The organism is Streptomyces sp. NPDC101181, from assembly GCF_044767975.1.
In the GTDB taxonomy this organism is placed as follows: domain Bacteria; phylum Actinomycetota; class Actinomycetes; order Streptomycetales; family Streptomycetaceae; genus Streptomyces.
The window spans coordinates 204,338-230,270 of record NZ_JBIWOX010000004.1 but is presented as its reverse complement, the minus strand read 5'-3'; the positions used below and the strand labels follow the sequence as shown (position 1 = coordinate 230,270).

General features: G+C 69.6%; 24 protein-coding genes and 1 pseudogene. 16 read left to right on the top strand and 9 right to left on the bottom strand.

Annotated features, from left to right (window positions below; translation table 11 throughout):
- Nucleotides 1-87: 87 nt before the first annotated feature.
- The 3 genes from ACIRRU_RS09465 to ACIRRU_RS09455 all read left to right on the top strand — a co-directional run bounded on the left by ACIRRU_RS09465 (nucleotide 88) and on the right by ACIRRU_RS09455 (nucleotide 2,448).
- Nucleotides 88-744, top strand: coding sequence for a TerB family tellurite resistance protein (locus ACIRRU_RS09465; protein WP_403678230.1), 657 nt, complete (start codon nucleotides 88-90; stop codon nucleotides 742-744).
- Nucleotides 745-819: 75 nt separating this feature from the next.
- A complete protein-coding gene (recO, locus tag ACIRRU_RS09460; protein WP_363205168.1) occupies nucleotides 820-1,566 on the top strand; it encodes a DNA repair protein RecO in 747 nt (248 codons plus the stop codon).
- 66 nt (nucleotides 1,567-1,632) lie between these two features.
- Complete coding sequence (locus ACIRRU_RS09455) at nucleotides 1,633-2,448, top strand: isoprenyl transferase (RefSeq protein ID WP_363205167.1); 816 nt, start codon at nucleotides 1,633-1,635, stop codon at nucleotides 2,446-2,448.
- A gap of 64 nt (nucleotides 2,449-2,512) precedes the next feature.
- Here ACIRRU_RS09455 and ACIRRU_RS09450 read toward each other — a convergent pair whose 3' ends face one another.
- The 4 genes from ACIRRU_RS09450 to ACIRRU_RS09435 all read right to left on the bottom strand — a co-directional run bounded on the left by ACIRRU_RS09450 (nucleotide 2,513) and on the right by ACIRRU_RS09435 (nucleotide 5,773).
- Entirely contained in the window at nucleotides 2,513-2,947 is a 435-nt protein-coding gene (locus ACIRRU_RS09450) for a Fur family transcriptional regulator (RefSeq protein WP_363205166.1), read from the bottom strand.
- A 65-nt stretch (nucleotides 2,948-3,012) separates the two neighbouring features.
- A complete protein-coding gene (locus tag ACIRRU_RS09445; RefSeq protein WP_403678229.1) occupies nucleotides 3,013-3,912 on the bottom strand; it encodes a metal ABC transporter permease in 900 nt (299 codons plus the stop codon).
- Entirely contained in the window at nucleotides 3,912-4,697 is a 786-nt protein-coding gene (locus ACIRRU_RS09440) for a metal ABC transporter ATP-binding protein (RefSeq protein ID WP_403678227.1), read from the bottom strand. The genes ACIRRU_RS09445 and ACIRRU_RS09440 overlap by 1 nt, the downstream gene beginning before the upstream one ends.
- A gap of 38 nt (nucleotides 4,698-4,735) precedes the next feature.
- On the bottom strand, nucleotides 4,736-5,773 hold the full coding sequence (locus ACIRRU_RS09435; RefSeq protein WP_403678225.1) for a metal ABC transporter substrate-binding protein: 1,038 nt from the start codon (nucleotides 5,771-5,773) through the stop codon (nucleotides 4,736-4,738).
- Nucleotides 5,774-5,948: 175 nt separating this feature from the next.
- Between ACIRRU_RS09435 and ACIRRU_RS09430 the strand changes: the two genes are divergently transcribed.
- The 3 genes from ACIRRU_RS09430 (at nucleotide 5,949) to ACIRRU_RS09420 (ending at nucleotide 8,038) form a co-directional block, all read left to right on the top strand.
- Nucleotides 5,949-7,331, top strand: a complete 1,383-nt coding sequence (locus ACIRRU_RS09430) for a glycine--tRNA ligase (RefSeq protein WP_403678223.1) — start codon at nucleotides 5,949-5,951, stop codon at nucleotides 7,329-7,331.
- A 103-nt stretch (nucleotides 7,332-7,434) separates the two neighbouring features.
- Entirely contained in the window at nucleotides 7,435-7,638 is a 204-nt protein-coding gene (locus ACIRRU_RS09425; RefSeq protein WP_403678221.1) for a hypothetical protein, read from the top strand.
- Nucleotides 7,639-7,816: 178 nt separating this feature from the next.
- The gene (locus ACIRRU_RS09420; protein ID WP_363205194.1) at nucleotides 7,817-8,038 is read left to right on the top strand and encodes a DUF6243 family protein; all 222 of its coding nucleotides are present in this window, start codon (nucleotides 7,817-7,819) and stop codon (nucleotides 8,036-8,038) included.
- An 89-nt stretch (nucleotides 8,039-8,127) separates the two neighbouring features.
- Here the strand turns inward: ACIRRU_RS09420 and ACIRRU_RS09415 are convergent, their stop codons facing one another.
- Nucleotides 8,128-9,069, bottom strand: coding sequence for an SDR family oxidoreductase (locus ACIRRU_RS09415; protein WP_403678219.1), 942 nt, complete (start codon nucleotides 9,067-9,069; stop codon nucleotides 8,128-8,130).
- A gap of 247 nt (nucleotides 9,070-9,316) precedes the next feature.
- Between ACIRRU_RS09415 and ACIRRU_RS09410 the strand changes: the two genes are divergently transcribed.
- The 6 genes from ACIRRU_RS09410 (at nucleotide 9,317) to ACIRRU_RS09385 (ending at nucleotide 15,634) form a co-directional block, all read left to right on the top strand.
- The gene (locus ACIRRU_RS09410) at nucleotides 9,317-10,168 is read left to right on the top strand and encodes a helix-turn-helix transcriptional regulator (RefSeq protein WP_403678217.1); all 852 of its coding nucleotides are present in this window, start codon (nucleotides 9,317-9,319) and stop codon (nucleotides 10,166-10,168) included.
- Nucleotides 10,169-10,241: 73 nt separating this feature from the next.
- A complete protein-coding gene (locus ACIRRU_RS09405) occupies nucleotides 10,242-10,859 on the top strand; it encodes a hypothetical protein (RefSeq protein ID WP_403678216.1) in 618 nt (205 codons plus the stop codon).
- Nucleotides 10,860-10,952: 93 nt separating this feature from the next.
- Entirely contained in the window at nucleotides 10,953-11,597 is a 645-nt protein-coding gene (locus ACIRRU_RS09400) for a dihydrofolate reductase family protein (protein WP_403678214.1), read from the top strand.
- Between the two features lie 266 nt (nucleotides 11,598-11,863).
- A complete protein-coding gene (gene rph / locus ACIRRU_RS09395) occupies nucleotides 11,864-14,575 on the top strand; it encodes a rifamycin-inactivating phosphotransferase (RefSeq protein ID WP_403678381.1) in 2,712 nt (903 codons plus the stop codon).
- Nucleotides 14,576-14,727: 152 nt separating this feature from the next.
- Nucleotides 14,728-14,988 carry a hypothetical protein gene (locus ACIRRU_RS09390; RefSeq protein WP_363205156.1) on the top strand — a complete coding sequence of 87 codons (261 nt, stop codon included), beginning with the start codon at nucleotides 14,728-14,730 and terminating at the stop codon, nucleotides 14,986-14,988.
- 373 nt (nucleotides 14,989-15,361) lie between these two features.
- Nucleotides 15,362-15,634 carry a hypothetical protein gene (locus ACIRRU_RS09385; protein WP_363205075.1) on the top strand — a complete coding sequence of 91 codons (273 nt, stop codon included), beginning with the start codon at nucleotides 15,362-15,364 and terminating at the stop codon, nucleotides 15,632-15,634.
- 238 nt (nucleotides 15,635-15,872) lie between these two features.
- Here the strand turns inward: ACIRRU_RS09385 and ACIRRU_RS09380 are convergent, their stop codons facing one another.
- Nucleotides 15,873-16,766: an NADP-dependent oxidoreductase gene (locus tag ACIRRU_RS09380; RefSeq protein ID WP_403678212.1), complete on the bottom strand. Its 894-nt coding sequence runs from the start codon at nucleotides 16,764-16,766 to the stop codon at nucleotides 15,873-15,875.
- Nucleotides 16,767-16,836: 70 nt separating this feature from the next.
- Here ACIRRU_RS09380 and ACIRRU_RS09375 point away from each other — a divergent pair, with 70 nt between their 5' ends.
- The 4 genes from ACIRRU_RS09375 to ACIRRU_RS09360 all read left to right on the top strand — a co-directional run bounded on the left by ACIRRU_RS09375 (nucleotide 16,837) and on the right by ACIRRU_RS09360 (nucleotide 20,620).
- Entirely contained in the window at nucleotides 16,837-17,481 is a 645-nt protein-coding gene (locus tag ACIRRU_RS09375; RefSeq protein WP_403678210.1) for a TetR/AcrR family transcriptional regulator, read from the top strand.
- A gap of 231 nt (nucleotides 17,482-17,712) precedes the next feature.
- Nucleotides 17,713-18,675 carry a helix-turn-helix domain-containing protein gene (locus ACIRRU_RS09370; protein WP_403678208.1) on the top strand — a complete coding sequence of 321 codons (963 nt, stop codon included), beginning with the start codon at nucleotides 17,713-17,715 and terminating at the stop codon, nucleotides 18,673-18,675.
- Between the two features lie 155 nt (nucleotides 18,676-18,830).
- Nucleotides 18,831-19,244, top strand: coding sequence for a hypothetical protein (locus ACIRRU_RS09365; protein WP_403678206.1), 414 nt, complete (start codon nucleotides 18,831-18,833; stop codon nucleotides 19,242-19,244).
- Nucleotides 19,245-20,449: 1,205 nt separating this feature from the next.
- A complete protein-coding gene (locus ACIRRU_RS09360) occupies nucleotides 20,450-20,620 on the top strand; it encodes a hypothetical protein (RefSeq protein ID WP_403678204.1) in 171 nt (56 codons plus the stop codon).
- Between the two features lie 634 nt (nucleotides 20,621-21,254).
- Here ACIRRU_RS09360 and ACIRRU_RS09355 read toward each other — a convergent pair.
- The 3 genes and pseudogenes from ACIRRU_RS09355 to ACIRRU_RS09345 all read right to left on the bottom strand — a co-directional run bounded on the left by ACIRRU_RS09355 (nucleotide 21,255) and on the right by ACIRRU_RS09345 (nucleotide 25,496).
- Nucleotides 21,255-21,431, bottom strand: coding sequence for a hypothetical protein (locus ACIRRU_RS09355; RefSeq protein ID WP_403678203.1), 177 nt, complete (start codon nucleotides 21,429-21,431; stop codon nucleotides 21,255-21,257).
- Between the two features lie 66 nt (nucleotides 21,432-21,497).
- Nucleotides 21,498-21,824, bottom strand: a pseudogene (locus ACIRRU_RS09350) (RHS repeat-associated core domain-containing protein); the annotation flags it as partial.
- A 324-nt stretch (nucleotides 21,825-22,148) separates the two neighbouring features.
- Nucleotides 22,149-25,496 carry an RHS repeat-associated core domain-containing protein gene (locus ACIRRU_RS09345; protein WP_403678202.1) on the bottom strand — a complete coding sequence of 1,116 codons (3,348 nt, stop codon included), beginning with the start codon at nucleotides 25,494-25,496 and terminating at the stop codon, nucleotides 22,149-22,151.
- Between the last annotated feature and the right edge of the window lie 437 nt (nucleotides 25,497-25,933).

Here is a 25,933-nt window from a genome sequence, read left to right as displayed (position 1 = left end):
CGACGGCAGTGTTGCCGGAGCGTTACGGAGGTGTGCGACGTGCGATCAGCCAAAGGACAACGCGCTCTGAGGCCGGTCCTCTGCGGTATGCGCACCGTCTGGGACGCCGTCGGCGACGGCTCCTTCTTCTGCCCCGGCTGCGGGGGAGACCGCAACTACCGCCGCCTCACCGGCCGTCGCCGCCTCACCGTCCTCGGCGTCCCGCTGCTGCGCCGCGGCGAGACCGGGCCCGTCGTCGAGTGCGCCGCCTGCCGCGTCCACCACGCGCCGGAGACCCTGGACCACCCCACCACCACCCGGTTCTCCGCGATGCTCCGCGAGGCCGTCCACACGGTCACCCTGGCCGTCCTCGCCGCGGGCGGCACCACCTCCCGCACGGTGCTGGAGGCCGCGGTGTCCGTCGTACGCGACGCCGGGCTCGACGACTGCACCCAGGAGCAGCTGTACACCGTGGTGGAGGTGCTCGCCGCCGACACCGGCCACGGCTCCGGCGCCGACCCGGCGGCCGAGGCGTGCGGCCCGACCCTCGCCATCGAATTGCACGAGGTGCTGTCCCCGCTCGCCCCGCACCTGGCGACCGCGGGCCGCGAGTCCGTCCTCCTCCAGGGCGCCCGGATCGCGCTCGCCGACGGCCCCTACTGCCCCGCCGAACGCCAGGTGCTGGCCACGGTCGGCATCGCCCTCGGCATCCCCGCCGAGGACACCGCCCGATTGCTGGTCGCGGCCGCCCGTACGCCCTCGTAACAGCTTCCCGGCACCGGCCCCGCTCCTCCGGGGCTTCGGGGTCCTCCGGGGCCTCCAGTGGGTGACAATGGCCCCATGAGCTTGTTCCGGGACGACGGCATCGTGCTGCGTACGCAGAAACTGGGCGAGGCCGACCGGATCATCACGATCCTGACCCGGGGCCACGGCCGGGTCCGCGCCGTCGCCCGCGGGGTGCGCCGCACCAAGTCCAAGTTCGGCGCCCGCCTGGAGCCCTTCTCCCACGTCGACATCCAGTTCTTCGCCCGCGGCAGCGAACTGGTCGGCCGCGGGCTGCCGCTCTGCACCCAGAGCGAGACGATCGCCCCCTACGGCGGTGGCATCGTCGCCGACTACGCCCGCTACACGGCCGGCACCGCGATGCTGGAGACCGCCGAGCGGTTCACCGACCACGAGGGCGAACCGGCCGTCCAGCAGTACCTGCTCCTCGTCGGCGGGCTGCGCACCCTCGCCCGGGGGGAGCACGCCCCCCACCTCATCCTCGACGCGTTCCTGCTCCGCTCGCTCGCGGTCAACGGCTACGCCCCCAGCTTCGAGGACTGCGCCAAGTGCGGAATGCCCGGTCCGAACCGGTTCTTCTCCGTCGCGGCGGGGGGCGCCATATGCGGTGACTGCCGGGTCCCCGGCAGCGTCGTACCCTCGGCACAGGCCCTCGGCCTGCTGAGCGCGCTGCTCAGCGGCGACTGGGCGACGGCGGACGCGTGCGAGGCGCGTCATGTCCGGGAGGGGAGCGGGCTGGTGTCCGCCTACCTCCACTGGCATCTGGAGCGCGGCCTGCGTTCGCTGCGCTACGTCGAGAAGTGACGCGGGCCCCGGAGCCGGAGCGCGACGCGGCAGACGAAGAAGTGACACAGGGAGACTGAGAAGCTCATGGCAGTACGCGGGATCCTCGGCGGCCGTAACCGGCGCACGTACCAGACCCCCGAGCCGCACCCCTCGGGCGCGACACCGCCGAAGATCCCCGGTGAGCTGGTGCCCCGGCACGTCGCCGTCGTGATGGACGGAAACGGCCGCTGGGCCAAGGAGCGGGGCCTGCCCCGCACCGAGGGCCACAAGGTCGGTGAGGGCGTCGTCATGGACGTGCTCAAGGGCTGTATCGAGATGGGCGTCAAGAACCTCTCGCTGTACGCCTTCTCCACGGAGAACTGGAAGCGCTCGCCGGACGAGGTGAAGTTCCTGATGAACTTCAACCGCGACGTGATCCGCCGCCGCCGCGACGAGATGGACGAGCTGGGCATCCGCATCCGCTGGGTGGGCCGTATGCCCAAGCTGTGGAAGTCCGTCGTCCAGGAGCTCCAGGTCGCCCAGGAGCAGACCAGGGACAACGACGCGATGACGCTGTACTTCTGCGTCAACTACGGCGGCCGCGCCGAGATCGCGGACGCCGCGCAGCGCGTCGCCCAGGACGTGGCGGCCGGACGGCTCGACCCGTCGAAGGTCAACGAGAAGACGTTCCAGAAGTACCTCTACTACCCGGACATGCCGGACGTGGACCTCTTCGTCCGCCCCAGCGGCGAGCAGCGCACCTCGAACTACCTGATCTGGCAGAGCGCCTACGCGGAGATGGTCTTCCAGGACGTCCTGTGGCCGGATTTCGACCGCCGGGACCTGTGGCGGGCCTGCCTGGAGTACGCCCAGCGCGACCGGCGCTTCGGCGGTGCGCAGGAGGCGGAAGCCGCCAGGTGAGCGACGAGCGGGGGCGGGACCGGTTACGCGTGCCGGTCCCGCCCCCGCTCGTCCGTGTCCGCCGTCACGCCTTCTTCGCGGCGCACTCCGCGCAGGTGCCGAAGATCTCGACGGTGTGCGCGACGTTGACGTAGCCGTGCTGGGCGGCGACCGTCTCGGCCCACTGCTCGACGGCCGGGCCCTCCACCTCCACGGCCTTGCCGCAGAGCCGGCAGACCAGGTGATGGTGGTGGCTGTCGGTCGAGCACCGCCGGTAGACGGCCTCGCCCTCGGTGGTGCGCAGCACGTCGACCTCGCCCGCGTCGGCGAGGGACTGGAGGGTCCGGTAGACCGTGGTGAGGCCCACGGAGTCACCGCGGTGCTTGAGGACGTCGTGCAGCTCCTGGGCGCTGCGGAACTCGTCGACCTCGTCGAGGGCCGCCGCCACCGCCGCGCGCTGCCGGGTGGACCGGCCGCGTACCGCCGCCGCGTTCGTGCCACTGATCGGCGCCGTGGCCACAGGTGCCTCCTCGTGTCGCCCGTACATGTGTCGGGCCATTGTGCCAGCCCGACCGGACGCCGAGCTCATACGCGCACGTCGTCCGTGCCCCGCCGGGCGGGCGGTACTTCCAGGGTGCACTCGGTCTCCTTGGTCTCGCTCGCCCTGGCCCGCCGCTTCGCGAGCGGAGCGGCGAGCGCGGTCGTGACGACGAACACCGCGATGGCCAGCAGCACGATCGTCGCGCCGGGCGGTACGTCCTGGTAGTACGAGGTCACGGTGCCGGTCAGGGTCACGGCCGTGCCGATCACCACGGAGAGCACGAAGGTCACCTTGAAGGACTTGGTGATCTGCTGGGCGGCCGCCACCGGCACCACCATCAGCGCGCTGACCAGCAGCAGCCCCACGACCCGCATCGCGACGGTCACGGTGACCGCGGCCGTGACGGCGACCAGCAGGTTCAGCAGCCGCACCGGCAGCCCGGTGACGCGGGCGAACTCCTCGTCCTGGCTGACGGCGAACAGCTGCCGCCGCAGCCCCACGGTGACCAGCACCACGAAGGCGGCCAGCACGCTGATCGCGACGACGTCCGCGTCGGAGACCGTGGAGAGCGAGCCGAAGAGATACGAGGTCAGGTTGGCGTTGGAGCCGGTGTCGGAGAGGTTGATCAGCATCACGCCGCCCGCCATGCCGCCGTAGAACAGCATGGCCAGGGCGAGGTCGCCGCGGGTGTGGCCGTACCAGCGGATCAGCTCCATGGTGACCGCACCGGCCACGGCGACGGCGGTGGCCATCCACACGGGGCTGGTGGACAGCAGGAAGCCGAGGCCGACACCGGTCATCGCGATGTGCCCGATGCCGTCGCCCATCAGGGCCTGACGGCGCTGCACCAGGTAGATGCCGATGGCGGGCGCGGTGATGCCGACCAGGACGGCCGCGATCAGCGCCCGCTGCATGAAGGGGGGGTTGAGGAATTCGAGCATCATCAGGTCAGCAGTCCCGTCCGGACCGGTTCGACGGTCGCGTGGGGGTGTACGTGGTCGTGGCCGGGCAGCGCGTGCTGCCCCAGCGCCTCCGGCGGCGGGCCGTCGTGGGTGACGCAGCCGTCGCGCAGGACGACGGCCCGGTCGATCAGGGGCTCCAGCGGGCCCAGCTCGTGCAGCACGAGCAGCACCGAGGTGCCCACCGCCACCTGCTCGCGCAGGGTCGCGGCGAGGATCTCCTGACTGGCCAGGTCCACCCCCGCCATCGGCTCGTCCATGATCAGCAGCTCCGGCTCGGCGGCCAGGGCGCGGGCGATCAGCACCCGCTGGTGCTGGCCGCCCGACAGGGCGCTCACGGAGTCCTTGGCGCGGTCGGCGAGCCCCACCAGCTCGATGGCCCGGTCCACCGCCGCCCGGTCGGCCTTGCCGGGCAGGCGCAGCCGGGTCCGGGCCAGCCGCCCGGAGGCGACGACCTCGCGGACGGTGGCGGGCACCCCGCCCGCGGCCGTGGTGCGCTGCGGGACGTAGCCGACCCGGCCCCACTGGCGGAAGCGGCGCAGCTCGGTGCCGAACAGCTCGACGGTGCCGCCGGTCAGCGGGACCTGGCCGATCACCGACCGTACGGCGGTGGACTTGCCGGAGCCGTTGGCCCCGAGGAGGGCGATGACCTCGCCGCGGCCCACGGTGAGGTCCACCCCGCGCAGCACGGGGCGCGCGCCGAGGGTGGCCGTGGCGCCGCGGAGGCTGATGACGGCCTCGCGGGCGGTGGTGGTCTCACGCTCCGGCATGAGCGCCTCCGTTCCGGGTGTGGGGCGGGTCCTGCGGGTCACTTCGCGCCGAGAGCCTTCTCCAGCGCGGCCAGGTTGGCCTCCATGACCTCGAAGTAGTCAGCGCCCTTGGACTTGTCGTTGATTCCCTCCAGCGGGTCCAGGACGTCGGTCTTGAGGCCGGTGTCCTTCGCGAGGGTCTTGGCGGTCCGGTCGCTGGCGAGCGTCTCGAAGAAGACCGTGGTGGCCTTCTCCTTCTCCGCGATGGTGTGCAGCTCCTGGACGCGGGCGGGGGTCGGCTCGGCCTCCGGGTCGATGCCCGCGATGCCCTGCTGGGTGAGCCCGTAGCGCTCGGCGAGGTAGCCGAAGGCGGAGTGGGTGGTGATGAAGGTCTTGGTGGCCGGGTTCTTCAGCCCCGTCTCGAACGCCGTGTTCAGCTTGTCCAGCTCGCCGACCAGGGCCTCGGTGTTCTTCTTGTAGTCGGCGGCGTGGTCGGGGTCGGCCTTCTCCAGGGACGCGCCGACACCCTTGGCGACCTCGGCGTACTTCACCGGGTCCAGCCAGACATGCGGATCGGCGCCGCCTTCCTCGCCGTGGTTGTGGCCGTCGCCCTCGGCGTGCTCCTGGTGGGCGTCCTCTTCGTGGCCGTGCCCGTCCCCGCCCTCGTGCGCGTGCCCCTCCTCGCCCTCGTGGCCGTGGTCGTGGCCGACCTCGGCGCCGTGGTTCTCCAGCGTCGTGAGGGTCGCGGCGTCGACGGTGTCCTTCACCCCGGACTGCTTGATGGCGTCGTCCACGGCGGGCTGGACGCCCTTGAGGTACAGCACGTAGTCGGAGTCGCTGATGGAGCCGATCTGGCGCGGGGTGAGCTCCAGGTCGTGCGGCTCCACGCCCGGCTTGGTCAGGCTGGTGACGGCGACGTGCTCCCCGCCGATCCGCTCGGCGAGGAACTGCATCGGGTAGAACGACGCGGTCACCTTCAGCTTGTCCCCGCCGCCTCCCTCCGCGGCGTCGGAGGTGGAGCAGGCCGAGAGGGCGGTCAGGCCGAGGGCGACTGCTCCGGCGACGGCGGTGGTGGGTATCAGACGACGTACGTTCATGACTCTCATTTTCAACAAAACTGGAAACGATTGTCAACAAGGCGGATGAGATGCCCGGAAGATCACAAGACGGCGGCGGGGTGCCCGTACGCCCCCCGCCGATTTGATACGAGGGGTGCGCGCGCCGGTAACCTGAGCCCTTCGCCGTTCGTCATCGTCGTATGAAGAGAGCACCGTGGCCGCCGACAAGATCGACACCATCGTCAGCCTGAGCAAGCGCCGTGGCTTCGTCTACCCGTGCAGTGAGATCTACGGTGGCCAGCGCGCCGCCTGGGACTACGGGCCGCTGGGCGTCGAGATGAAGGAGAACCTGAAGCGCCAGTGGTGGCGCTACATGGTCACCTCGCGCGAGGACGTGGTCGGCATCGACTCGTCGGTCATCCTGGCCCCGGACGTCTGGGTGGCCTCCGGCCACGTGGCCACCTTCACCGACCCGCTCACCGAGTGCACCTCCTGTCACAAGCGCTTCCGCGCCGACCACCTGGAGGAGGCGTACGAGGAGAAGCACGGCAAGCCCCCGGTGGGCGGCCTCGCCGACCTCAACTGCCCCAACTGCGGCAACAAGGGCACCTTCACCGAGCCCAAGCAGTTCTCGGGCCTGCTCTCCACCCACCTCGGCCCCACCCAGGACTCCGGCTCGGTCGCCTACCTGCGCCCCGAGACCGCCCAGGGCATCTTCACCAACTTCGGCCAGGTGCAGCAGACGTCCCGCAAGAAGCCGCCGTTCGGCATCGCGCAGATGGGCAAGTCCTTCCGGAACGAGATCACTCCGGGCAACTTCATCTTCCGCACCCGTGAGTTCGAGCAGATGGAGATGGAGTTCTTCGTCAAGCCGGGCGAGGACGAGGAGTGGCAGCAGTACTGGATGGACCAGCGCTGGAACTGGTACACCGACCTCGGCCTGCGCGAGGAGAACATGCGCTGGTTCGAGCACCCGCAGGAGAAGCTGTCCCACTACTCCAAGCGCACCGCCGACATCGAGTACCGCTTCCGCTTCGGCGGCAGCGAGTGGGGTGAGCTGGAGGGCGTCGCCAACCGCACCGACTACGACCTCAAGGCGCACTCCAAGGCCTCGGGCACCGACCTCCAGTACTACGACCAGGAGGCCGGCGAGCGCTGGACGCCGTTCGTCATCGAGCCCGCGGCCGGTGTCGGCCGCGCGATGCTGGCGTTCCTGCTCGACGCCTACGTCGAGGACGAGGCCCCCAACGCCAAGGGCGTCATGGAGAAGCGCACCGTGATGCGTCTCGACCACCGCCTGGCCCCGGTCAAGGTCGCGGTCCTGCCGCTCTCCCGCAACCCGCAGCTCTCGCCGAAGGCCAAGGGCCTGGCGACCGACCTGCGCAAGAACTGGAACATCGAGTTCGACGACGCGGGCGCCATCGGCCGCCGCTACCGGCGCCAGGACGAGATCGGCACCCCCTTCTGCGTCACCGTCGACTTCGACACCCTCGACGACAACGCGGTGACCGTGCGCGAGCGCGACACGATGAAGCAGGAGCGCGTCTCCCTCGACCAGATCCAGGCGTACCTGGGTGCGCGCCTGATCGGCTGCTGACGGCCTTCGTACGCCGCCCCACGCGCGTGAGGCCCCCGGTTCCGGGTACGGAACCGGGGGCTTCGTCGTTTCCTCGGAGCCCCCCTCGGACCCGGGAGGCACGATGCCGTCGATCCTCACCAGCAAGGTCAGCAGATGGGACCAGCACGGGCGCGAACACGTCGTGCACGTAAGGAAGTCGGGGGTGACGCGTCAGCTGACCTGTGACACCTGCGGATGGCGGCGCTCGGCGCAGTTCCTGCCCTGGCTGAAGGCCGAGGAGCACCTGACCGAGACCCACCAGGCGACGGTCGACCCGACGGCCTGAAAACCTGGTGCGGCGCGCGCCGGGAGCGCGGTACCGTTCCGGCATGTCTTCGTTCTTCCAGATCTACGAGTGAGAGCGCGGCGGGTGCGACCACCCCGCCGCCCCCGGGGACCGGCGCGATCGGCGCGGCCCCGAGCACCTTCACCGCATGACTTCACACTCCGTAGGGGAGAACACCATGGCCAAGAGCCGCAACAACCTGCTCGGCGTCGGCGGACAGCGCAAGAAGCTGTCCCGCGCCGACCAGCAGGGCGCGGGTTCCGCGCGCGACGCCGACCGCAAGGTGGCCGAGGACAAGAAGCAGGAGCTGGTCCGCAAGATGCGCGAGCGCGCCGAGGCCCAGGCACCGGCCACCGCCGGGCCGGGCGGCGACCAGGACACCTCGTCGGCGGGGAGCTGACGCCCGCGCGGCGACAGCCCGCCTGACGGCAAGCCCCAGAACACCCGTGGGCCCGGATCATCCGTGATCCGGGCCCACACCCGTACCCCCTACTCCGCGAACCGCACACCCGTCAGCTTCTCGGAGACCTCCCACACCCGCTGGGCCTCCTCCGTGCCGGTCAGCCGGGTGTACAGCTTCTGCTCCGCGGGCGGGCCGCCCATGTGCCCGGGGCCGCTCGGCCCGTAGAACGCGCCGCCGCGGGAGTCCGGCGAGGCGGCGGCGTACAGCGCGGGCAGCTTGGCGCTCTCCACGGTGCCGACGACGATGCCCCGCGCCGACAGGAAGCGGATCACGCGGATGCCCGGGGTGTCCCTGGCGCGGCCCACCTCGGGGCGGGCGGCGAGCAGGCTCGTCGGCGCGATGCCCGGGTGGGAGAGGTTGCTCGTGATGCCCCACCCGCCGGCTTCGCCGCGCCGGTGGAGTTCGAGACCGAAGAGGCCGAAGGCGATCTTCGACTGGCTGTAGGCGCGCATTCCGTCGTAGGACTTCTCCCAGTTGAGGTCGGACCAGTTGATGCTGTCGCGGTTCGCCGAGACGCTGATCTGCGAGGTCACCCGGGCCCGCCCCGCGCGCAGCAGCGGCAGCAGACGCCCCACCAGGGCGAAATGCCCGAGGTGGTTGGTGCCGAACTGAAGCTCGAAGCCGTCCGCGGTCCGCTGCCGGTCGGGCGGTGTCATCACCCCGGCGTTGTTGACCAGCAGGTGGACGGGCCGGCCCTCGGCGAGGAGGGCGTCGCCGAGGGCCGCGACGGAGTCCAGGGAGGACAGGTCGAGCGTCCGCAGCGAGACCTGCGCGCCGGGGATCTCCCGGCGGATCCCGGCGGCCGCCTTCTCGCCCTTGGCGGGGTTGCGTACGGGCAGGACGACCTCGGCGCCCGCGGCGGCGAGCCGGGTGGCGATGCCGAGTCCGATGCCGTCGCTGGCTCCGGTGACGACAGCGCGCCTGCCGGTCAGGTCGGTCAGAGGGATGTCGGTGGTCTGGCGATGCATGAGGGCTCACTTCCGTTCGGTCCGCTGCTCCCCACAGTGGCGACGGCGCACGGGGCTATCCAGGGCCTCCCGATCCACCGATACCCGGGCCGTGGCTACGGGGGCCCGAGCGGGAACGGGCGGGCGGCGGAGGGGAGAACCGGCGGGCCGGAGGGGGTGGGGGAAGGGCGGATGGGGGGATCGGCAGGCCGTGGTTGCCGTCGGCGCCGCGCGGTACAAAGAGATTCAGTGCCGCGGAAGGAAATCTATGGAGATCGACCGGGCCCAACTGGCCGCGTTCCTGCGACGCCGCCGGGAATTGCTGCAACCGGAGGACGTCGGCCTCCCGCGCGGGCAACGCCGCAGGACCGGCGGACTGCGCCGGGAGGAGGTCGCGGCGCTCTGCCACATGTCGACCGACTACTACGCCCGGCTGGAGCGGGAACGCGGCCCGCAGCCGTCCGAGCAGATGGTCGCCTCCATCGCCCAGGGACTCCACCTCTCCCTGGACGAACGCGACCACCTCTTCCGGCTCTCCGGGCACACCCCGCCCACCCGGGGCACCGCCGGCGAACACATCAGCCCCGGTCTGCTCCGCATCCTCGACCGGCTGGACGACACCCCCGCCGAGATCGTCACCGAACTCGGCGAGACGCTGCGCCAGAGCCCGCTCGGCGTCGCGCTCACCGGCGACACGACGAGCTACACCGGTCTCGCCCGCAGCATCGGATACCGCTGGTTCACCGACCCCGCGACCCGGGCGCTGTACGTGGCCGACGACCACGCCTTCCTCTCCCGCATGTTCGCCTCCGGCCTGCGGGAACTGGCCACCCTGCGCGGGACCGGCTCCCGGGCGGCGCACTGCGCCGAACTGCTGCGCGAACAGAGCGGGGAGTTCCGCCGCCTCTGGGACGAGCACGAGATCGGCATCCGCCCGCACGAGGTCAAGCGCTTCATCCACCCGGAGGTCGGCGTACTGGAGCTGAACTGCCAGCGGCTGCTGGACCCGGACCAGTCGCACAGCCTGCTCGTGTACACGGCGGCCCCCGGCAGCGAGAGCCACGAGCGGCTGCGCCTGCTGTCGGTCATAGGGACGCAGTCCATGCGGACGACCAGCTGACGGCACGGGTGCGGGACCCCGCGCGGCGACCGGGGGACGGGGCGGTGTCAGAGGGGGTGGATACCCTGCGGGAATGAGCAACGCGACGTGGGAAGCCCTGGCAGCGACGCCTCTGGAGGAGGTGCGCCGCCGCGCGGCCGTCCTGGACGAGCTGGCCGAGGTCGAACCGGTCCTGGTGCCCGGAGCGCGCCGCCTCGCCTGGAACGACAGCGGTGGCCAGTCCGCCGTCTGGTATTTCGCGGAGGACGGCCGGGTGCTGCTGCTGACCTTCGACCACGAGGCGACGCTCAATCTGTACGCGGAGGAGGACTACGCCCTCCAGGAGTCCTTCTACGCCGGTGTCCCGGCCTCCCTCGTCGACCTCGTCCGCGACCGCCTGGAGAACTACGAGTCGCTGAACCTCACCGACCCCGCGACGGGCCGGACGATCCACTACGCGGGCGGCGTCTTCTGGTACGACGGCGCGGACTGGCACGTGTCCGAGGGCACGGCGGAGCACTGCCGCCGCGAGGAGATCGACCTCTTCGGCGAGTCCGGCTTCGACTACTGCCTGAGGGACTACCGCTTCGGCGCCGACCTGACCCCGGAGGCCGTGGTGGAGTCCCGGGACGAGGGCGGCTGGTACGGGAGCGAGCAGGAGAGGGAAGCGGACCTGGCGCGCGTCCGCGAGCTCTTCACCCGGCAAGCGTAGGGGGCCGGTCGCACGGACCGGTCGCGGACGCGGCGATGAGTTCCGCCCGCCGGACAGGTCTCACCACCGCTGTCGACCACTCAGGAGGAACAGATGGCTCAACTACTGAGAGTCCAGAACTTCAACGTCTCCAGTGACGGGATCGGTGCGGGCGAGGACCAGACCCTCGACAGGCCCTTCGGTCACGTCGATCCCGAGAGGCTGTTCGCCTGGGCCGGTGCCACGGCGAGCTGGCCCATGCGCACCGACCCCGGGGGGAGCCGCGGGCTGGACGACTACCTGACGCGGGACTACGCCCGCAACATCGGCGCCGAGATCATGGGGCGCAACAAGTTCGGTCCCCAGCGCGGGCCCTGGCAGGACCACGAGTGGCAGGGCTGGTGGGGGGACGAGCCGCCGTTCCGCACCCCGGTCTTCGTCCTGACCCACCACGAGCGCCCCTCGTTCACGCTGTCGGACACCACGTTCCACTTCGTCCACGACGACCCGGCCACGGTCCTTCGAAAGGCGCGGGAGGCGGCGCGGGGCAAGGACGTCCGGCTCGGCGGCGGGGCCACCACCATCCGGCAGTTTCTCGACGCCGACCTCGTCGACACCCTGCATGTGGCGGTCTCACCGGTGAAGCTCGGGTCGGGAGTACGGCTCTGGGAGTCCCCCGACGAGCTGCTCGACCGGTTCCACCGGGACGTCGTTCCCAGCCCGAGCGGGGTGACCCACCACCTGTTCTGGCGCAAGTGACCTGGGCGCCGGGAGGCGTACACAGCGCGAAGGCGAGGAGAAAGCTCTCCTCGCCACTCTCAACGTATAGCGCACAGGGGGTCTTGCCGCAAGGCCCTGGGTGAGGCGCAGAATGTCCGCCTATGCCACAGCCTGCGGAAGAAACCTGGAATGACGACGTGTACGACAAGAGGCGTGACAAGAGGTCCGACGAGGGACGTGAGACAGCGGGCCGCCCCGGTGCCGCCGGTGAGGACACCACCCCCGGCAGCCGTGAGGGCGGCGGTGTGAGCGGGGTCTACGTGCTGGGGCTCGGCGAGGCCGACGAGGCGCGGGCCGGGCTCGTCGGCGGCAAGGGGGCCCGCCTCGGCGCGCTCTCCCGGGTCGACGGTGTCCGGGTGCCGGACGGCTTCTGTGTGACGACCGACGCCTTCCGGCGGGTGATGGCGGGGGCTCCGGCGGTCGACGCCCTGCTCGGCCGGCTGGCGGGGACGGACCCGGACGACCACCAGGCGGTCCGGGCGCTCGGCACGGAGATCCGGCGGGCCGTCGAGGAGGCGGACATCCCCGGTGATCTCGCCGCCGAGATCACCGGGGCGGTCGCCCGGTCCGGCGAGGGGGCCGCGTACGCCGTGCGGTCCAGTGCCACGGCGGAGGATCTGCCGACGGCCTCGTTCGCCGGACAGCAGGACACGTATCTGAACGTCGTGGGACCCGCGGCGGTCCTCCGGCACGTCAGCCGGTGCTGGGCATCGCTGTTCACCGAACGGGCGATGACCTACCGGCACCACCACGGCATCGACCACCGCACGGTCCACATGGCCGTGGTCGTCCAGCGCATGGTCTTCCCGGACGCGTCCGGGGTCCTGTTCACCGCCGACCCCGTCACGGGCAACCGGCGGACCGCCACCGTGGACGCCGGGTTCGGGCTCGGCGAGGCGCTGGTCTCCGGGCTGGTGAACCCGGACGTCTTCACCGTGCGGGACGGCGAGGTCCTCGCCAGGACGATCGCCGTCAAGCGGCGCGCTCTGCACGCCCTGCCGGGCGGCGGCACCCGGGAGGTGACGGTCGCCCCGCAGCAGCGGGAGCGACCGGCGCTGACCGACGCGCAGGCCGTCGAGCTGGTGCGGCTCGGGCGTCGCATCGAGGCCCACTTCGGGCGCCCGCAGGACATCGAGTGGTGCCTGACCGACGACGGCTTCCGGATCGTCCAGAGCCGCCCGATCACGACGCTGTTCCCCGTCCCGGTTTCCGTTCCCGAGCCGGTTTCCGCTCCTGACCCCGATTCCGTCCCTGAGCTGGGTTCCGCTCCTGACCCCGAATCCGTTCCCGCAGCCGGGGCCGCCGACGGCCGGACCCCGAGCGTCTACCTCTCCGTCGGCCACCAGCAGATGATGACCGACGCCATGAAGCCGCTGGGCTGGTCCATGTGGCAGCTCACCGCCATGGCGCCGATGCACGAGGCCGGCGGGCGGCTGTTCGTCGACGTCACCCCGCGCCTGGCCTCACCCGCGTCCCGCGCCGCCCTCCTGGACGTCGTGGGGAAGGGCGATCCACTGGTCCGGGACGCCCTGGAAACGGTGCTGGAGCGGGCCGGGTTCCCGCCGCCGGTCCCGGACGCGGAGCCCGCGGCTCCCGCGACCCCTCCGGCGGACGGCGCGCCCGGAGCGCCGGTGACCGAAGCCGATCCGGCCATCGTCGCGGAGCTGGTCGAGCGCAGCGAGACGTCCCTCGCCGCCCTGGACCGCGCCATCCGGACGAAGAGCGGACCCGCGCTGTTCGACTTCCTGGCGGAGGCCTTCGAGGAGCACAAACGCGTGCTGAGCGACCCGTTGAGCATTCGGGCGATCATGGCGGGGATGGAGGCCACGTGGTGGCTCAACGACAGGCTGGGGCAGTGGCTGGGCGAGAAGAACGCGGCCGACGCGCTCACGCTCTCCGCCCCCGGCAACATCACGTCCGAGATGGGTCTCGACCTGCTCGACGTGGCTGACGCGATCCGCCCGCACCCCGACGTCGTGGCGTTCCTGAACACCGTGCGGGACGACGGCCTGCCGTTCCTGGACCACCTCGGGAAACTGCCCGGCGGGAGTGGGGCGCGCGAGGCGATCGAGGCGTATCTCCTCCGCTACGGCATGCGCTGCGTCGGCGAGATCGACATCACGCGGCCCCGGTGGAGCGAACGGCCCGCCACGCTCGTCCCGCTGATCCTCGACCACGTCCGGAACTTCGGGCCCGGTGCCGCCGGACGCCGCTTCGAGCAGGGCCGGCAACGGGCGCTCCAGGCTGAGCGGGACGTGCTGTCCCGGCTGCGGGCGCTCCCGGACGGAGAGCGGAGGGCCGAGGAGACCGAGCGGATGATCGACCAGGTACGGGCCTTCGCCGGGTACCGGGAGTACCCGAAGTACGGCATCATCTGCCGCTACTTCCTCTACAAGCGGGCCCTGCTGGAGGAAGCCGGGCGGCTCGTGCGGGACGGTGTGCTCGCCGAGCGGGAGGACGCCTTCCACCTCACCTTCCAGGAGCTGGAGAGCGCCGTCCGTTCGCACCGGGTGGACGACGGGCTCGTCGCGCGGCGCAAGGAGGCGTTCCGGTCCTACCAGGCGCTCACCCCGCCCCGGGTGCTGACCTCGGACGGTGACGCCGTGAGCGGCGCGTACCGGCGCGACGACGTACCGGCGGGAGCCCTGGCCGGTCTCGCGGTCTCCACCGGGAGCGTGGAGGGGCGGGCGCGCGTCATCCTCGACCTCGCCGACGCCGAGGTCGCCGAGGGCGACATCCTGGTCACCCGGTTCACCGACCCCAGCTGGTCGCCGCTGTTCCCCGGCGTCGCGGGGCTGGTGACGGAGGTGGGCGGACTGATGACCCACGGCGCGGTGATCGCCCGCGAGTACGGACTGCCCGCGGTCGTCGGCGTGGACCGGGCCACCCGGCTGATCCGTAACGGCCAGCGCATCCGCGTGCACGGAACGGACGGGTACGTCGAACTCCTGGACTGACGGCCGCCTACGGCGACCGGGCGGCCCCGGCGAAACCCTCCCAACGGAGCCCCGCGGGGCGCCCGGCACCGCGGTCTCGCCGGACGTCCCACGGGGTGTCCGGCCCCGTCCCGCCACGGTTTCGAACGGCTGCCCGGGGGCATCCGGCCGCCATGGAGACCAATGAGCGCACCGAAGCAGCGGCCCCGACCCAGGGCGACGAGCACCACGTCCTCCTCAGCGCCGACACCAACGGCGACGGCAAGCCCGACGTCTGGATGACGGACACGACCGGTGACGGGACGGCGGACCTCTACCAGTTCGACACCACCGGCGACGGCACGATCGACGTGACGGTCGTCGAGGGGGCCGAGCAGCCCGGCACGGACCGGCTCGTCGTCGAGGGCGACGGCGGCCACCCGCAGCCGGTCTGACCACTGCGGGGTCCGACTCCCGGCACCCGGGGCGGCGGGGGGGGGGGGGGCGCGCGCCGCGGGGGGGGGGCGCCCCCCCCCCCGGGGGGGGGGGGGGGCCCCCCCCCCCCCCGCGCGCGGCCCGGGGGCGGGGGGGGGGGGGGGGGGGGGCCGGGGCGGCCGCGGGGGGGGGGCCCCCCGGGGGGGCCCCCCCCCCCCCGCCGCCCCGGGTGTACTCGGTTCAGCCGCCTCCTCCCGACGGGCGGGCCGGGCCCGCGCGAGGGGGTGACTCGCAGGCAAACAGGCGTGTAGGCAAGGAAGTTGGGGGCATCCGAGCGTTAGGCCGGTCACTTCGAGACCGGAGCTCGGAGCGATCGTCCCGAAGGAGCGAGTGATGGCTACGCAGTACGGCAACCAGCCGACCGGACAGCAGCACAACGGCGCGCCCAAGGCCGGTGCCGACGGCAACGTCTTCAGCATCATCGCGATAGTCCTGGGCGTGATCGGGTTCATCTTCCTGCCGATCGTCTTCGCCCTGGGCGGGCTGATCATGGCCATCATCGCCAAGGTCGTCCGGCACGAGAGGCTCGCCACGATCGCCATCGTGGTCAGCGCCGTCGGACTGGTCGGCGGCATGGTCCTGGGCGCCGTCCTCGCCAGCATGTAAGTGCTGGGCGCGAGTCCACGAGAGGCCTGAGGGCTCTGAACGCCTCGAAGCCCGCACAACCGCGAAGGTCCTGAAGACCCTCCCGAAGCCCTGACGGCTTGTGGCGACCTCGGCGGCCCTGAGAAGCCCTGAAGGTCTTGCGTCCGGCGGCACATGACCCGGACGCAAGACCTTCACGGCCTCTCAGGGCCCGTCATGGCCCGTCGCGGCTGGTCAGGGCTCATCGCCGTGTTCGCACTCAGACGCTGATCACCCGCCTTCCGCGCGTATGGCCGGCCTGGCTGTCGATGTGCGCGGCGGCCGCCTCGGTGAGCGGATACACCTTCTCCACCGGGATGTGGAGCCTCCCGCGCGCGATGAGCTCCGCCGCCTCGGCCAGCGCGTCCGGCACGCTCCCCGCCACGCCCGAGAAGCGGACGCCGAGTTCCGGCGCGCCCAGGTCGGCGATGGAGACCACCTTCCGTGCGTCCCCGGTCAGTTCGACCAGTTCGCGGATCACCCCGGAGCCCGCCAGGTCGAGCGCGGCGTCGACGCGGCCGAGCCGCCGTACCCGCTCCACCCAGTCGTCGCCGTACGTCGTGGCGAGCGCGCCCAGGCCGCGCAGATAGTCCTGGTTGGCGGACCCGGCCGTACCGATCACCGCGATGCCCCGGTCCCGGGCGATCTGCACCACCGCCGAGCCGACACCGCCGGAGGCCCCGCTGACCAGCAGCGTCTGCCCCGGCCGTACGCCCACCTCACGGATGACGCGCAGCGCCGTCTCCACGACGGAGGGGTAACCGGCCGCCTCCTCGAAGCTCAGCCCCTCGGGCATGAGGGCCCAGGCGGTCAGGACGGCGAACTCCGCGTATGTGGCCGCGCCTTCGCCGAACACACGGTCGCCCACGGCCACCCCCTCGACACCTTCACCCACCTCGTCGACCACTCCGGCGGCATCCAGCCCCACGCCGGACGGCAGCTCGATCGGATGGGCGCCGAGGACCTGGCCCTCGCGAAGGCGCCAGTCGACGGGGTTCACGCCCGCCGCGCGGACGGCGACACGGATCTGGCCGGGGGCCGCGTGGGGCTCGTCGGCGGTGATGAGGCGCAGGACATCGGGACCGCCGAACTCGGCGAAGCTCACCTTCTTCATGGAGCCGACCGTAACACTAACCGTTAGCTTTTAGGAACGGTTCCATCTTCGGATCTGGTAGCTTCAGGTCATGATCGAGCGGACCGGAAGCGCCGAGCGGACCGGAGACAGGGAACGGGCCGGGGGCGCCGAGCAGGGCGGGCGGCGCGAGCGGAAGAAGGCCGCCACCCGCCGGAAGATCGCCGACACCGCGCTGCGGCTCTTCCTGGAGCGCGGCTACGACGAGGTGGGCATCCGGGACGTGGCGGCCGAGGCGGACGTGGCCGTGACCACGCTCTTCTCTCACTTCGCGTCGAAGGAGGCCCTGGTCTTCGAGCAGGACCAGGGCTTCGAGCACGGCCTCACCCGGGCGGTGGCCGACCGTGCCCCGGACGAACCGCTGATCCCCGCGCTGCGCGAGGAGATCCACGCCCTGGTGCGGCACTGCACGGCGCCCGAGGCGGCCCCCGTCCGGGGCCTGATCGACGCGTCGCCGACGCTGCGGGAGTACGAGGAGTCCATGCGGCTGCGCCACGCGGAGTCGTTGGCGTCGGCCATCGCCGCCGACCTCGGGGTGCCGGAGACCTCGACCGCCTGCCGCACGATCGCCCGCTTCGTGATCGACGCGTACGCCTTGGCGCGCGAGGCGGCCGACCCGGAGGCGGCGGTGGACGAGGTGTTCCGGATGATCGAGGCGGCGTGGGCGGTGGGGCGGCCGGGGGCGCGCGGGGAGTGAACGGGCGTGTTGTTCCGTGCCTCGCGGTGGCCGGAGCGGCGTGACTCCGACACAGCGGGATCCACGCGGCCTGCCGTTTCCTGGCGGAGGCCCAGGCGGAAGCCTCGGCGGAGACCGCCCTCGCCTCTGAGGCGGAAGCTTCCCTGTGTCCGGGAAGCCTCTTTCGTACCCCGACAGGTCCTGTTCATCCTGGAATACGGCCAAGGATCAACAGGCACAGGGGGCGCGGGAATGCAGGAGAATCTTGCGGATGACTTTCCGCTGATCGAACGGGCGGGCGGTTGGTCGGAGACCGCGGTTCTGGCGGAGGCGACCAGCCAGATCCGATTTCACGACGACCGGTCGGTGGCACGGTTTCGTGCCTTCTCACTGGGCGAGGTCCAGCTGTCCGTGCTCCGCTACTCCTCCATGCTGGTGCGGCGCACACCCCGCCTGGTGCGGCAGTCGGACCCCGATATGTACGGGGTGTGCGCGGTCATCAAAGGAGACCATGCCGCCGAGCACGCGGGGCGGAACGTCGCTTTCAAGGGCGGTCACATGCTGGTGTACGACAGCGCTCTGCCGTACTACATGGATGTCGACGCGACTCAGTCGGACGCCCAGGGAATGGTGGTGCAGATCCCGAAGAAGTCAGTGCCGATCAGGGAACGCCACATCCGCCCGGTTCTGGGGGTGACTCTCGGGGAGAACAGCGCGGTGGAACGTATGCTCTTTCGCTTTCTGGCCGAGCTTCGGCGGGAAAGCGGAAACTGCACGCCCCAGGACCTGGTGCGGCTCCAGACGACGGTCATCGACCTGGTGGGGGCGGCTGTGGCCCACCGCGTGGACCGCGAGGACCAGTTGCCGCACGAGCCGCGGCAACGGGTTCTGTTCTTGCGGGCGGTGGCGTTCATCCGAGGGCATCTGAACCACGCGGACCTCGGCCCCGCTCTGGTCGCCGCGGCGCACCAGGTGTCCGTGCGGACCCTGCACCGCGTCTTCGAGGAACAGGGCACCACGGTCTCCTGCTTCATCAGGAGGCAGCGCCTGGAGCGTATTCGTACCGACCTGACGGCACCGCACCTGAGTCATCTGACGGTGCACGCGATCGCCGCTCGCTGGGGATACCCGCGGCCGACCGCGTTCAGCAGAGCGTTCCGTACGGCCTACGGCGAGTCTCCCGGTGCCTACCGACGACGGATTCCGGCAGGGTGAAGCACCTGGCACGCGGTGGTAAGCCCTTGGCGCGGAGCGGCAATGTCACCGGTTCCGAGGCTGGCTACGTTGGCTGTCGGTCGGGCACCGGCCCGGCTTTCCACCATGACGAGCCCGCCTGACGGGCCGGGCTCATGCCGGAAGGACGTGACGAGATGCGCGCTCACTTCATCAAAGCAGCAGGAACGGTCGGCGGACTGGTGCTGACGGCAGGCTTTCTGACCTCCGCACCCGCGACCGCCGTCTCCGCCGGACAGCAGACCAGCACGCAGGAGCAGCAGGTTCTGGCCTGCCGCGACCACGCCAAGTCCTACACCAAGGCGAAGGGGAAGAAGAACACCGCGACGGCCACCACCACCGGCCGCTGCACCGATATCCAGATCAGGACCAATACCGCCCGGAAGGTGAGGGTCTGCCTCAAGCCCAGCGGCGGCGGCACGAATTGCCGACCGTGGAAGACCACGAAGGCGAAGACCTGGAAGAACCTGGCCAGCGACGTGGCTGACGGTACGAAATTCTACTTCAACTTCGCCTCGTCGGCGCGTTCCACGGGCAAGTGGGCGGCCTGACACAGGCACGCCGCTCGGCGCACCGCGTAATCGGGGGAGGCAGCACCGCGTAATCCGGGGAGGGAAGGTTCACAGGAAAGGGTTCACAGGGAAAGGCTCCTGAGCCACCGAGCCCGTAGCCTGTGCCCCGGGAATGACCGAGGCCCGGCCGGCGACAACACCGGCCGGGCCTCGACCGTGCGAGCGGGCCACTTCGCACCGCAACCTTCCCCGGCCACTCCCACAGGGACCACAGGGCCAACCCGCCGCATCGAGGGGTGCGGCGGGCCGGGGGAGTGGTTCAGCGGTAGGGCAGTGGTCCCGAGAGCAGCCACGTGGTGGAGGCCGCCCCGCACAGGACGCACACCGCGTTCGCCGCCCAGCGGGGGCGTTGAGCTTCGCCGTGGCGTCGGCCGCTTCAGCCGTGATGAGAAGCCCGCTCAGGAGTACCAGGACGCTTGAGGACCAGGTGAACTCCGGGCGCCCGATGCCGAGCCGGCCGACGGCGATCCCGAACCGATCCGCGACCGCCTTGCGGTGCGCCCCGAGGCCGCCTTGCGACGCTTGGCGTACGTACGGATGAGGTTGGCGGTCCTCTTCACGCCGATGTGCTTCACCAGGCGGACCGCCGTCCAGACCTTCGTGGAGGAGCCGGCGGGGGTCAGGGCGAAGACGACGCTCGCCACGGCCGCCGCGCACGTGGTGCTTTTCCACGTGGTCGACCAGAAGCCGGGGTCGTGGGGATGGTGCGGCCGCCCGCGCCCTTCTCCTCTCCCACGGGGCGTCGAAGAAGGCCGTGGCTTTCCGGGCCGGGGCCGCGTCGTGGTTGGTGTCGCCCGGCGAGTAGAGGGAGACCGAACCGTCGTCTGAACTACCGCGATAATGTTCACGTTTTATCTTTTATTTTTGTGCCGGATAATCAAAGTCGATATAAAAACGAAAGCAAGGCAAATGGCGAGTCCGGGCAGGGCCCACCCCTCGGGCACCCATGACCCCTTTCCTTCACTTGCGAAAATCCGCATATGTTTCACCTGTGAGGTTTGCGGCCTGGATTTGTCGGAATTGACCGAGCTTTGTGGATCAGCGGTCAGGTGGCAATTGTTCCGCCGGTGATCATCGCTGCGGCGTGGACTCCCGGGTCGGTACCGCCCGCAGTGACGCTTGCGACCACCGAAGCGACAAAGAGTGTCACCGCTAATCGAATATAGAAGGGAGGATCGCCTTGCATGGCCATTTTTCCTTTGTGGTGCGTCGTCGCGGGATATCTACCGTTGGCGCCATTTGGCGAAAGCGATAACGGCCGCAACGATCAGCAGGCCGATAAGGGCTACTGGAAGCTCCATACCTTCGAGAATCCAAAAACCTTTTCCCTGGTTCTCTGCGATGTGAATCACTGAACCTCCAGTGGTGAGATTATGGGGCCGGTGAGGTTTTCCCGAACGTGGGAATCGACCATGCCACCCAAGTCTGCTGCGATCATGCTCGGCCGCTCTTTCCTCTCTGGATGAAAAAATATCCCACCAGTGAGATGCACGCGATAATTGCCAGGAGCCCCCACCCTCCGCTATTTCCCGAAGCAATCAAGAAGATCGAGAAGGCTACGCCCAGAACTGCGAAAACGGCCGCAAATTGCACATAGCGCTTAACTGTGGCGCGCTGTTCCAGTGTCCATCCGACATGTGGCTCCGACATGCTGAATTCCTTACCGTCGTCGGGTGGGGAGAAGGATTCTCCTCCCCACCCGTAACCTTAACTATCCGCTGACAGCGTTAGACGCTATTTGCCTTGCGTTCCACGAAATTGCCTAGCACCCGCCGTAGCGCCCAGGGGCCCTCTGTAGATAAAGAACAAGCTCAGTTCCGGTGCCACGCTGCTCACCATCCGTGCAGGGCTGCAGAAAACACTAACCGGTCCTGCCGCCCATGAGGCAGGACCGGTTGGTGTGCTGATCTCTCCGGTGCAGTTGGCAGCAGAGCGGTCAGTACGACCGATCTCACCTGCGAGCGGTCACTTGCAGACCCTGCTCGAGGTTCACCTGGCTCGAAGGCCAAATCCGTTCGTCAGGATGGAGATGCCGGCGATGGCCATAACTGCTGCTGCTGCTACATACGTCAACACTCCACGTCCTGTTATAGCCAGCGCGATAGCTACCAGAATCAGGACCACTGCGAGAATTTTCATGGCTTTTGAACTCTGCTCGTTCTGCACCGATTCTCCTGGGCTCTTAGTTCACATTCTCCGTATGAGGTAGGAGACCTCATACGGAGGCGGGTGCTATTCGCTGGTTGCGACGCCGAAGATTCCGGCCCCTGCCGCGACCGCACCGCATACGGGTGTCGCAGGTGAAGGAACTGCGGCGCAGGCAGATGCTCCGGCTGCTGCCCACTGAGTTTTTTTGTTGATCTTCTTCTTTGTCTTCTTGTCAGCGCAGGCCCCGACACCGAGGGCGGCCTTAAGTACCGAGTTGTCACAGGCCGCAAGCCCGCTTGGATCGATGAGATTGACGGGGTCGCCTGCGGCGTATAGGTAGGGGTTCTTTTCCTGGCCGGAGGGGTCGGGGGTGGTGAAGCGGCCGATGTTGGGGTCGTAGTAGCGGGCCGCGAAGTGGTAGAGGCCGGTGGGGTCCTCGTAGCCGCCGACGAGCCGTAGGGCTGAGGGGCCTGCTCGGTGGTGGCGGCGCGCTGGACGCCGCGCGGGCTGTAAACGTTATGTGTGGAGGTGAGGTGGTTTTACTGTCTGGGTCCGCCACCCAAGGTTGGGTGGCGGACCCAGGGGCCGCCTTCTGTGGTATGTCGGCTCTCAGGCGTGATGCGATCGCTAATCGGCGGTCATAATTCCTACCGCGATCGCGGTGACGATGAGCAGTCCCCACAGCAAGTACTGGACGACTTTCTGGCCGCTCATATGAAAGGCTCCTCTTGCTTCCTAGTCACCTTGGAAGTCGCTGGTCGGATCTGCGCAGTCTCGCAAGTCCGACAACTCACTTTTTATTGTTCCATCCTCCGAGCCTCCGTCAGTCAGCGAATTGGAGGTATAGCAGAGAGCAACCCACGCAGGCGCTGGCTTTCCTCCCCTCAGGAACTTTTTTCCGCCCTTCTTGATGTCATCCCATGAGAGCAGTCCGGTGAGGTCGATGCGGTTGACCGGGTCGCCTGCGGCGTACAGGTACGGGTTCTTTTCCTGGCCGGAGGGGTCGGGGGTGGTGAAGCGGCCGATGTTGGGGTCGTAGTAGCGGGCCGCGAAGTGGTAGAGGCCGGTGGGGTCCTGGTAGCCGCCGGCGAAGCGGTAGGGCTGGGGGACCTGCTCGGTGGTGGTGGTGCGCTGTACGCCGCGTGGGCTGTAGGCGTACGTGTTGACCTTCGTGCCCGCCTCGTCGGCGAGGGCCACGACGCTGCCGAGTGCGTCGGTCAGGTAGTAGTGGTTCTTCCCCCCACGGGTCATGGAGTTCAGCGTGCCCCCGGGTTCGCGGTTGAATCCCGTGTCGATTCCGGCCGTTGAGGCGGCGGAGAGGCCGAGCGGGCCGTTGTGGAAGAAGGTGTCGCCGAGCTTGATGCGCTCGGACTGGTCGGTGGAGCCGTACTGGCCCGTGTGCGTCTTGCCGCCGGTGGTGATCGACGTCATCTGCGAGTGGTCGGTCCACTTGATGCCGGTGCGCGTCCCCTCAGTAGTGGAGGCGGCGGCGGTTTCGTTGCCGATCTGGTTGTAGGACCAGTTGGTGGTGGAGCCGTCCTTCGCGGTGATCTGCTGGGCGTCGTTGATGGTGTAGGTGGTGCCGCGCGGGCAGCCCTTGTCGGTGCCCTGCGAGGTGAGGTTCCCGGCGAGGTCGTAGCAGTACTGCCAGGAGGAGGCGAGCGTCGTGCCCTTCTTCTCCGCCGCGTAGGAGAAGCGGCCCGCGCTGTCGTACTCGTAGCTGGTCTTCGTGCCCGCCACCGCGTCCGTCGTCGTGCGGATCTTGCCGCCGTCGGTCGCACCGCCGGTTCCGTAGCCGTAGGTGTAGGCGAGGTCGACCAGGGTGCCCTTGGGGCTGGTGGCCTTGATCTTTTCCGGGCGGCCGGACTTGTCCGGGGTGACTTCCTGGACGGTGTTGCCGGGGTACGTGGTCCTGGTGCGGACGTCGTTCTTGTTGTACGCGTACGTGGTGACCTTGCCCTTGGGATCCTTCAGCTCGGTGAGCTTGTTGACCTTGTTCCAGGTGTAGTCGGTCAGGCCCGCCGGGTCCTCGTAGGTATCGACGTTGCCCGCGGGGGTGTACGTCAGGACCGTCTGGGAGCCGTTCTGGAGGGTGCGGACCGTCTCGCGGGACAGCGGGTCGAAGGCGTAGGCGATGACGCCGGTGCCGTCCGAGCGCTGGGTCAGGTTGCCGTCACCGTCGTACTCGTAGCTGACCGTCTGGTAGTTGGAGGAGTCGACCTTCTTGACCCGGTCCCGGTGGTCGTACTCGTAAAGAATGGTGATGCCGCGGGCGTCCTTCGCGGAGGCGACCCGGCCGAGGTTGTCGTAGGTGTAGGTGGTCGTGCCCAGCGGGGCCGGGGCCTTGACCGTCTTGAGGTTGCCCTGGGCGTCGTAGGTGAAGGTGGTGGCAACCGACTTGGTCGCTGTCATCTTCGTGGTGACCTTGCAGACCTGGCCCTCGAAGCCGCCGCAGGTCGGGGCGGCCGGGTTGTAGTCGAAGGATTGGTTGCCGCCGCCCGTTCCCTGCACGGCGACGGACTTGGTGTTGCCCGCCGTGTCGTAGGTGTAGTCGGTCTTCTCGCCGTCCGCCGAGGTCATGGTCCCGGGCAGGTCGCTGCCCGCGATCGTCTGGTAGCCGCTGACCGTGGCCGTCGCCCCGGTGGGCAGAGTGGAGCCGGTGGGGTTGTTGCGGGAGTCCCAGCCGTAGGTGGTGACGTTGCCGGAAGCACCGCCCACGCCCATGGCGTCGGCCGCCTCTTCCACGTTCCGGTTCCCGTCGTACTTCTTGGAACGCGACTGCGCCAGGGCGTCGGTGACCTTCTCGACCTGGCCGTCCGCGTCGTGCTCGTACGTCGTCGCGTGGTTCTCCGGGTCGGTGACCGTCGTCGTACCGGCCGCCGACGGGGTGGTGGCGGAGTAGGCGTAGGTCCAGGTCGGGCCGGTGTGGCCGGAGCCGTTCAGGGTGGTAGCCCGGAGCATGGAGGTGACGCGGTTGTGGCTGTCGTAGGTGAGGACCGTGACCCGCCCCTTCGGGGTGGTGATCTTCGTCAGACGGCGTGAGGAGTCGTAGCCGAAAACCGTGGACTTGCCCTCGGTGTCCGTCGTCTTCGCCAGGTCGCCTGCCGCGTTCAGGTCGAAGACGGCGGTGCGGCCGGTGTGGTCCTTGGCCTGCCACTGGTTCGGGTAGGTCTTGACCAGGTCGACCCACCGGCCCGAGCGGGTCTCGGTGAGTTTGAAGCCCTTGTGCTCGCCGCCCTGGTCGTGCTGGGTGACCGTGATGGCCCCCTTGTTCTTGTCCGTGACCCTGGTCAGCGTGCCGTGCTCGTCGTAGGTGTCCTTCGAGCCGGACTTGCGGTCGGTCAGCGTGTACGTGCCGTCCGCGTTCTTCTTCAGGTCCTTGGAGTACCCCTTGGGCGTGGTGAGCGATCCGTCGGACTTCTTCGCGAAGCGGACCGCCGCGCCGGTGGCGTCGTACAGCACCACCTCGCTCGCGTCCGAGAGGTTCAGATAGCGCTCGTACTCCTGCCACCACCGCTGCGACACCTTCCCCCAGGGGGCGTCCAGCGAGTTGTACGTCCGCGCCAGCCGCAGCTTCTGCCCGACCCCCGCGATCTCGAAGTCCGTGCCCGCCAGCATCAGGTTGCCGTTGGAATGGTTTACCCGGGCCACCAGCGAATCGGTGATCCGGAAATCGGATATCTGGTGCCAGGGCACCGCACCCTGACCCTCCGGAACGTACGACGCCTCGGCCGCCGCCCCGTGGCGCGAGGCCTTCCGGGCGGCCGGTACGGGCGGAGTTCCCGTCGCCGCCCGCTTCTCCTCGGCCTCCAGCCAGGCCGCCTTCTGTGCCGACGGCGCCGCCTGCGCGTCGTTGCCGGCCGGCTTGTTGGAACCGACCCGCACCGGCGGGATCTCCGCCTTCGGCCCGCCCGGCCCCCAGGCCGAGACCGGAGCGGGAGCCGTCGCCGGGTCTTCCCCCGGTGCCGCCAGCGCCGGGAGTGCCGAAGCGCCGAGCGCGGCGACGACGAGCGCCGCTGTCAGAGCATTTCTGCGATGGATACGGGCACGCCGAAACGGCGTGCCGGAAGCACGCAAAACCATGCGATCCCCCCGTGGGATGTGTAGACGCGGTGAACGTTGTGTTCACCGGAGCGGCACACGCTGCCACGGCATCTTCACGCGACGCGAACACTTAGTCGCCGTGAAACGAGTAAACGAGCCAGAACCGGCCAACCTGTGGGTCGTATTTGTCCCGCTATGTGGCCCCGGCGCCCGTTCCTTGCCTTGTGGAAACTGTTCCGACATCAACAAAATGGGGCTGAAAACCGACCGCGTGGCGCCGTGTCGCTCGCTTTCGAACGCATGGGCGGTCAAGGTCGGGTAAAGAGTGCAGGGGAAACGGGGAAACATGGATAAGCGAAAGTCCGGAGCGAGACCCGGGCGCGATCTGACGGACCGGTCGGTCCGTTTGGTCGGTGTGCTGCTGTGCTGGGTTCACGCGGTCGCGATGGTCCTCACGGTCGCGACGGCCCTGTCGC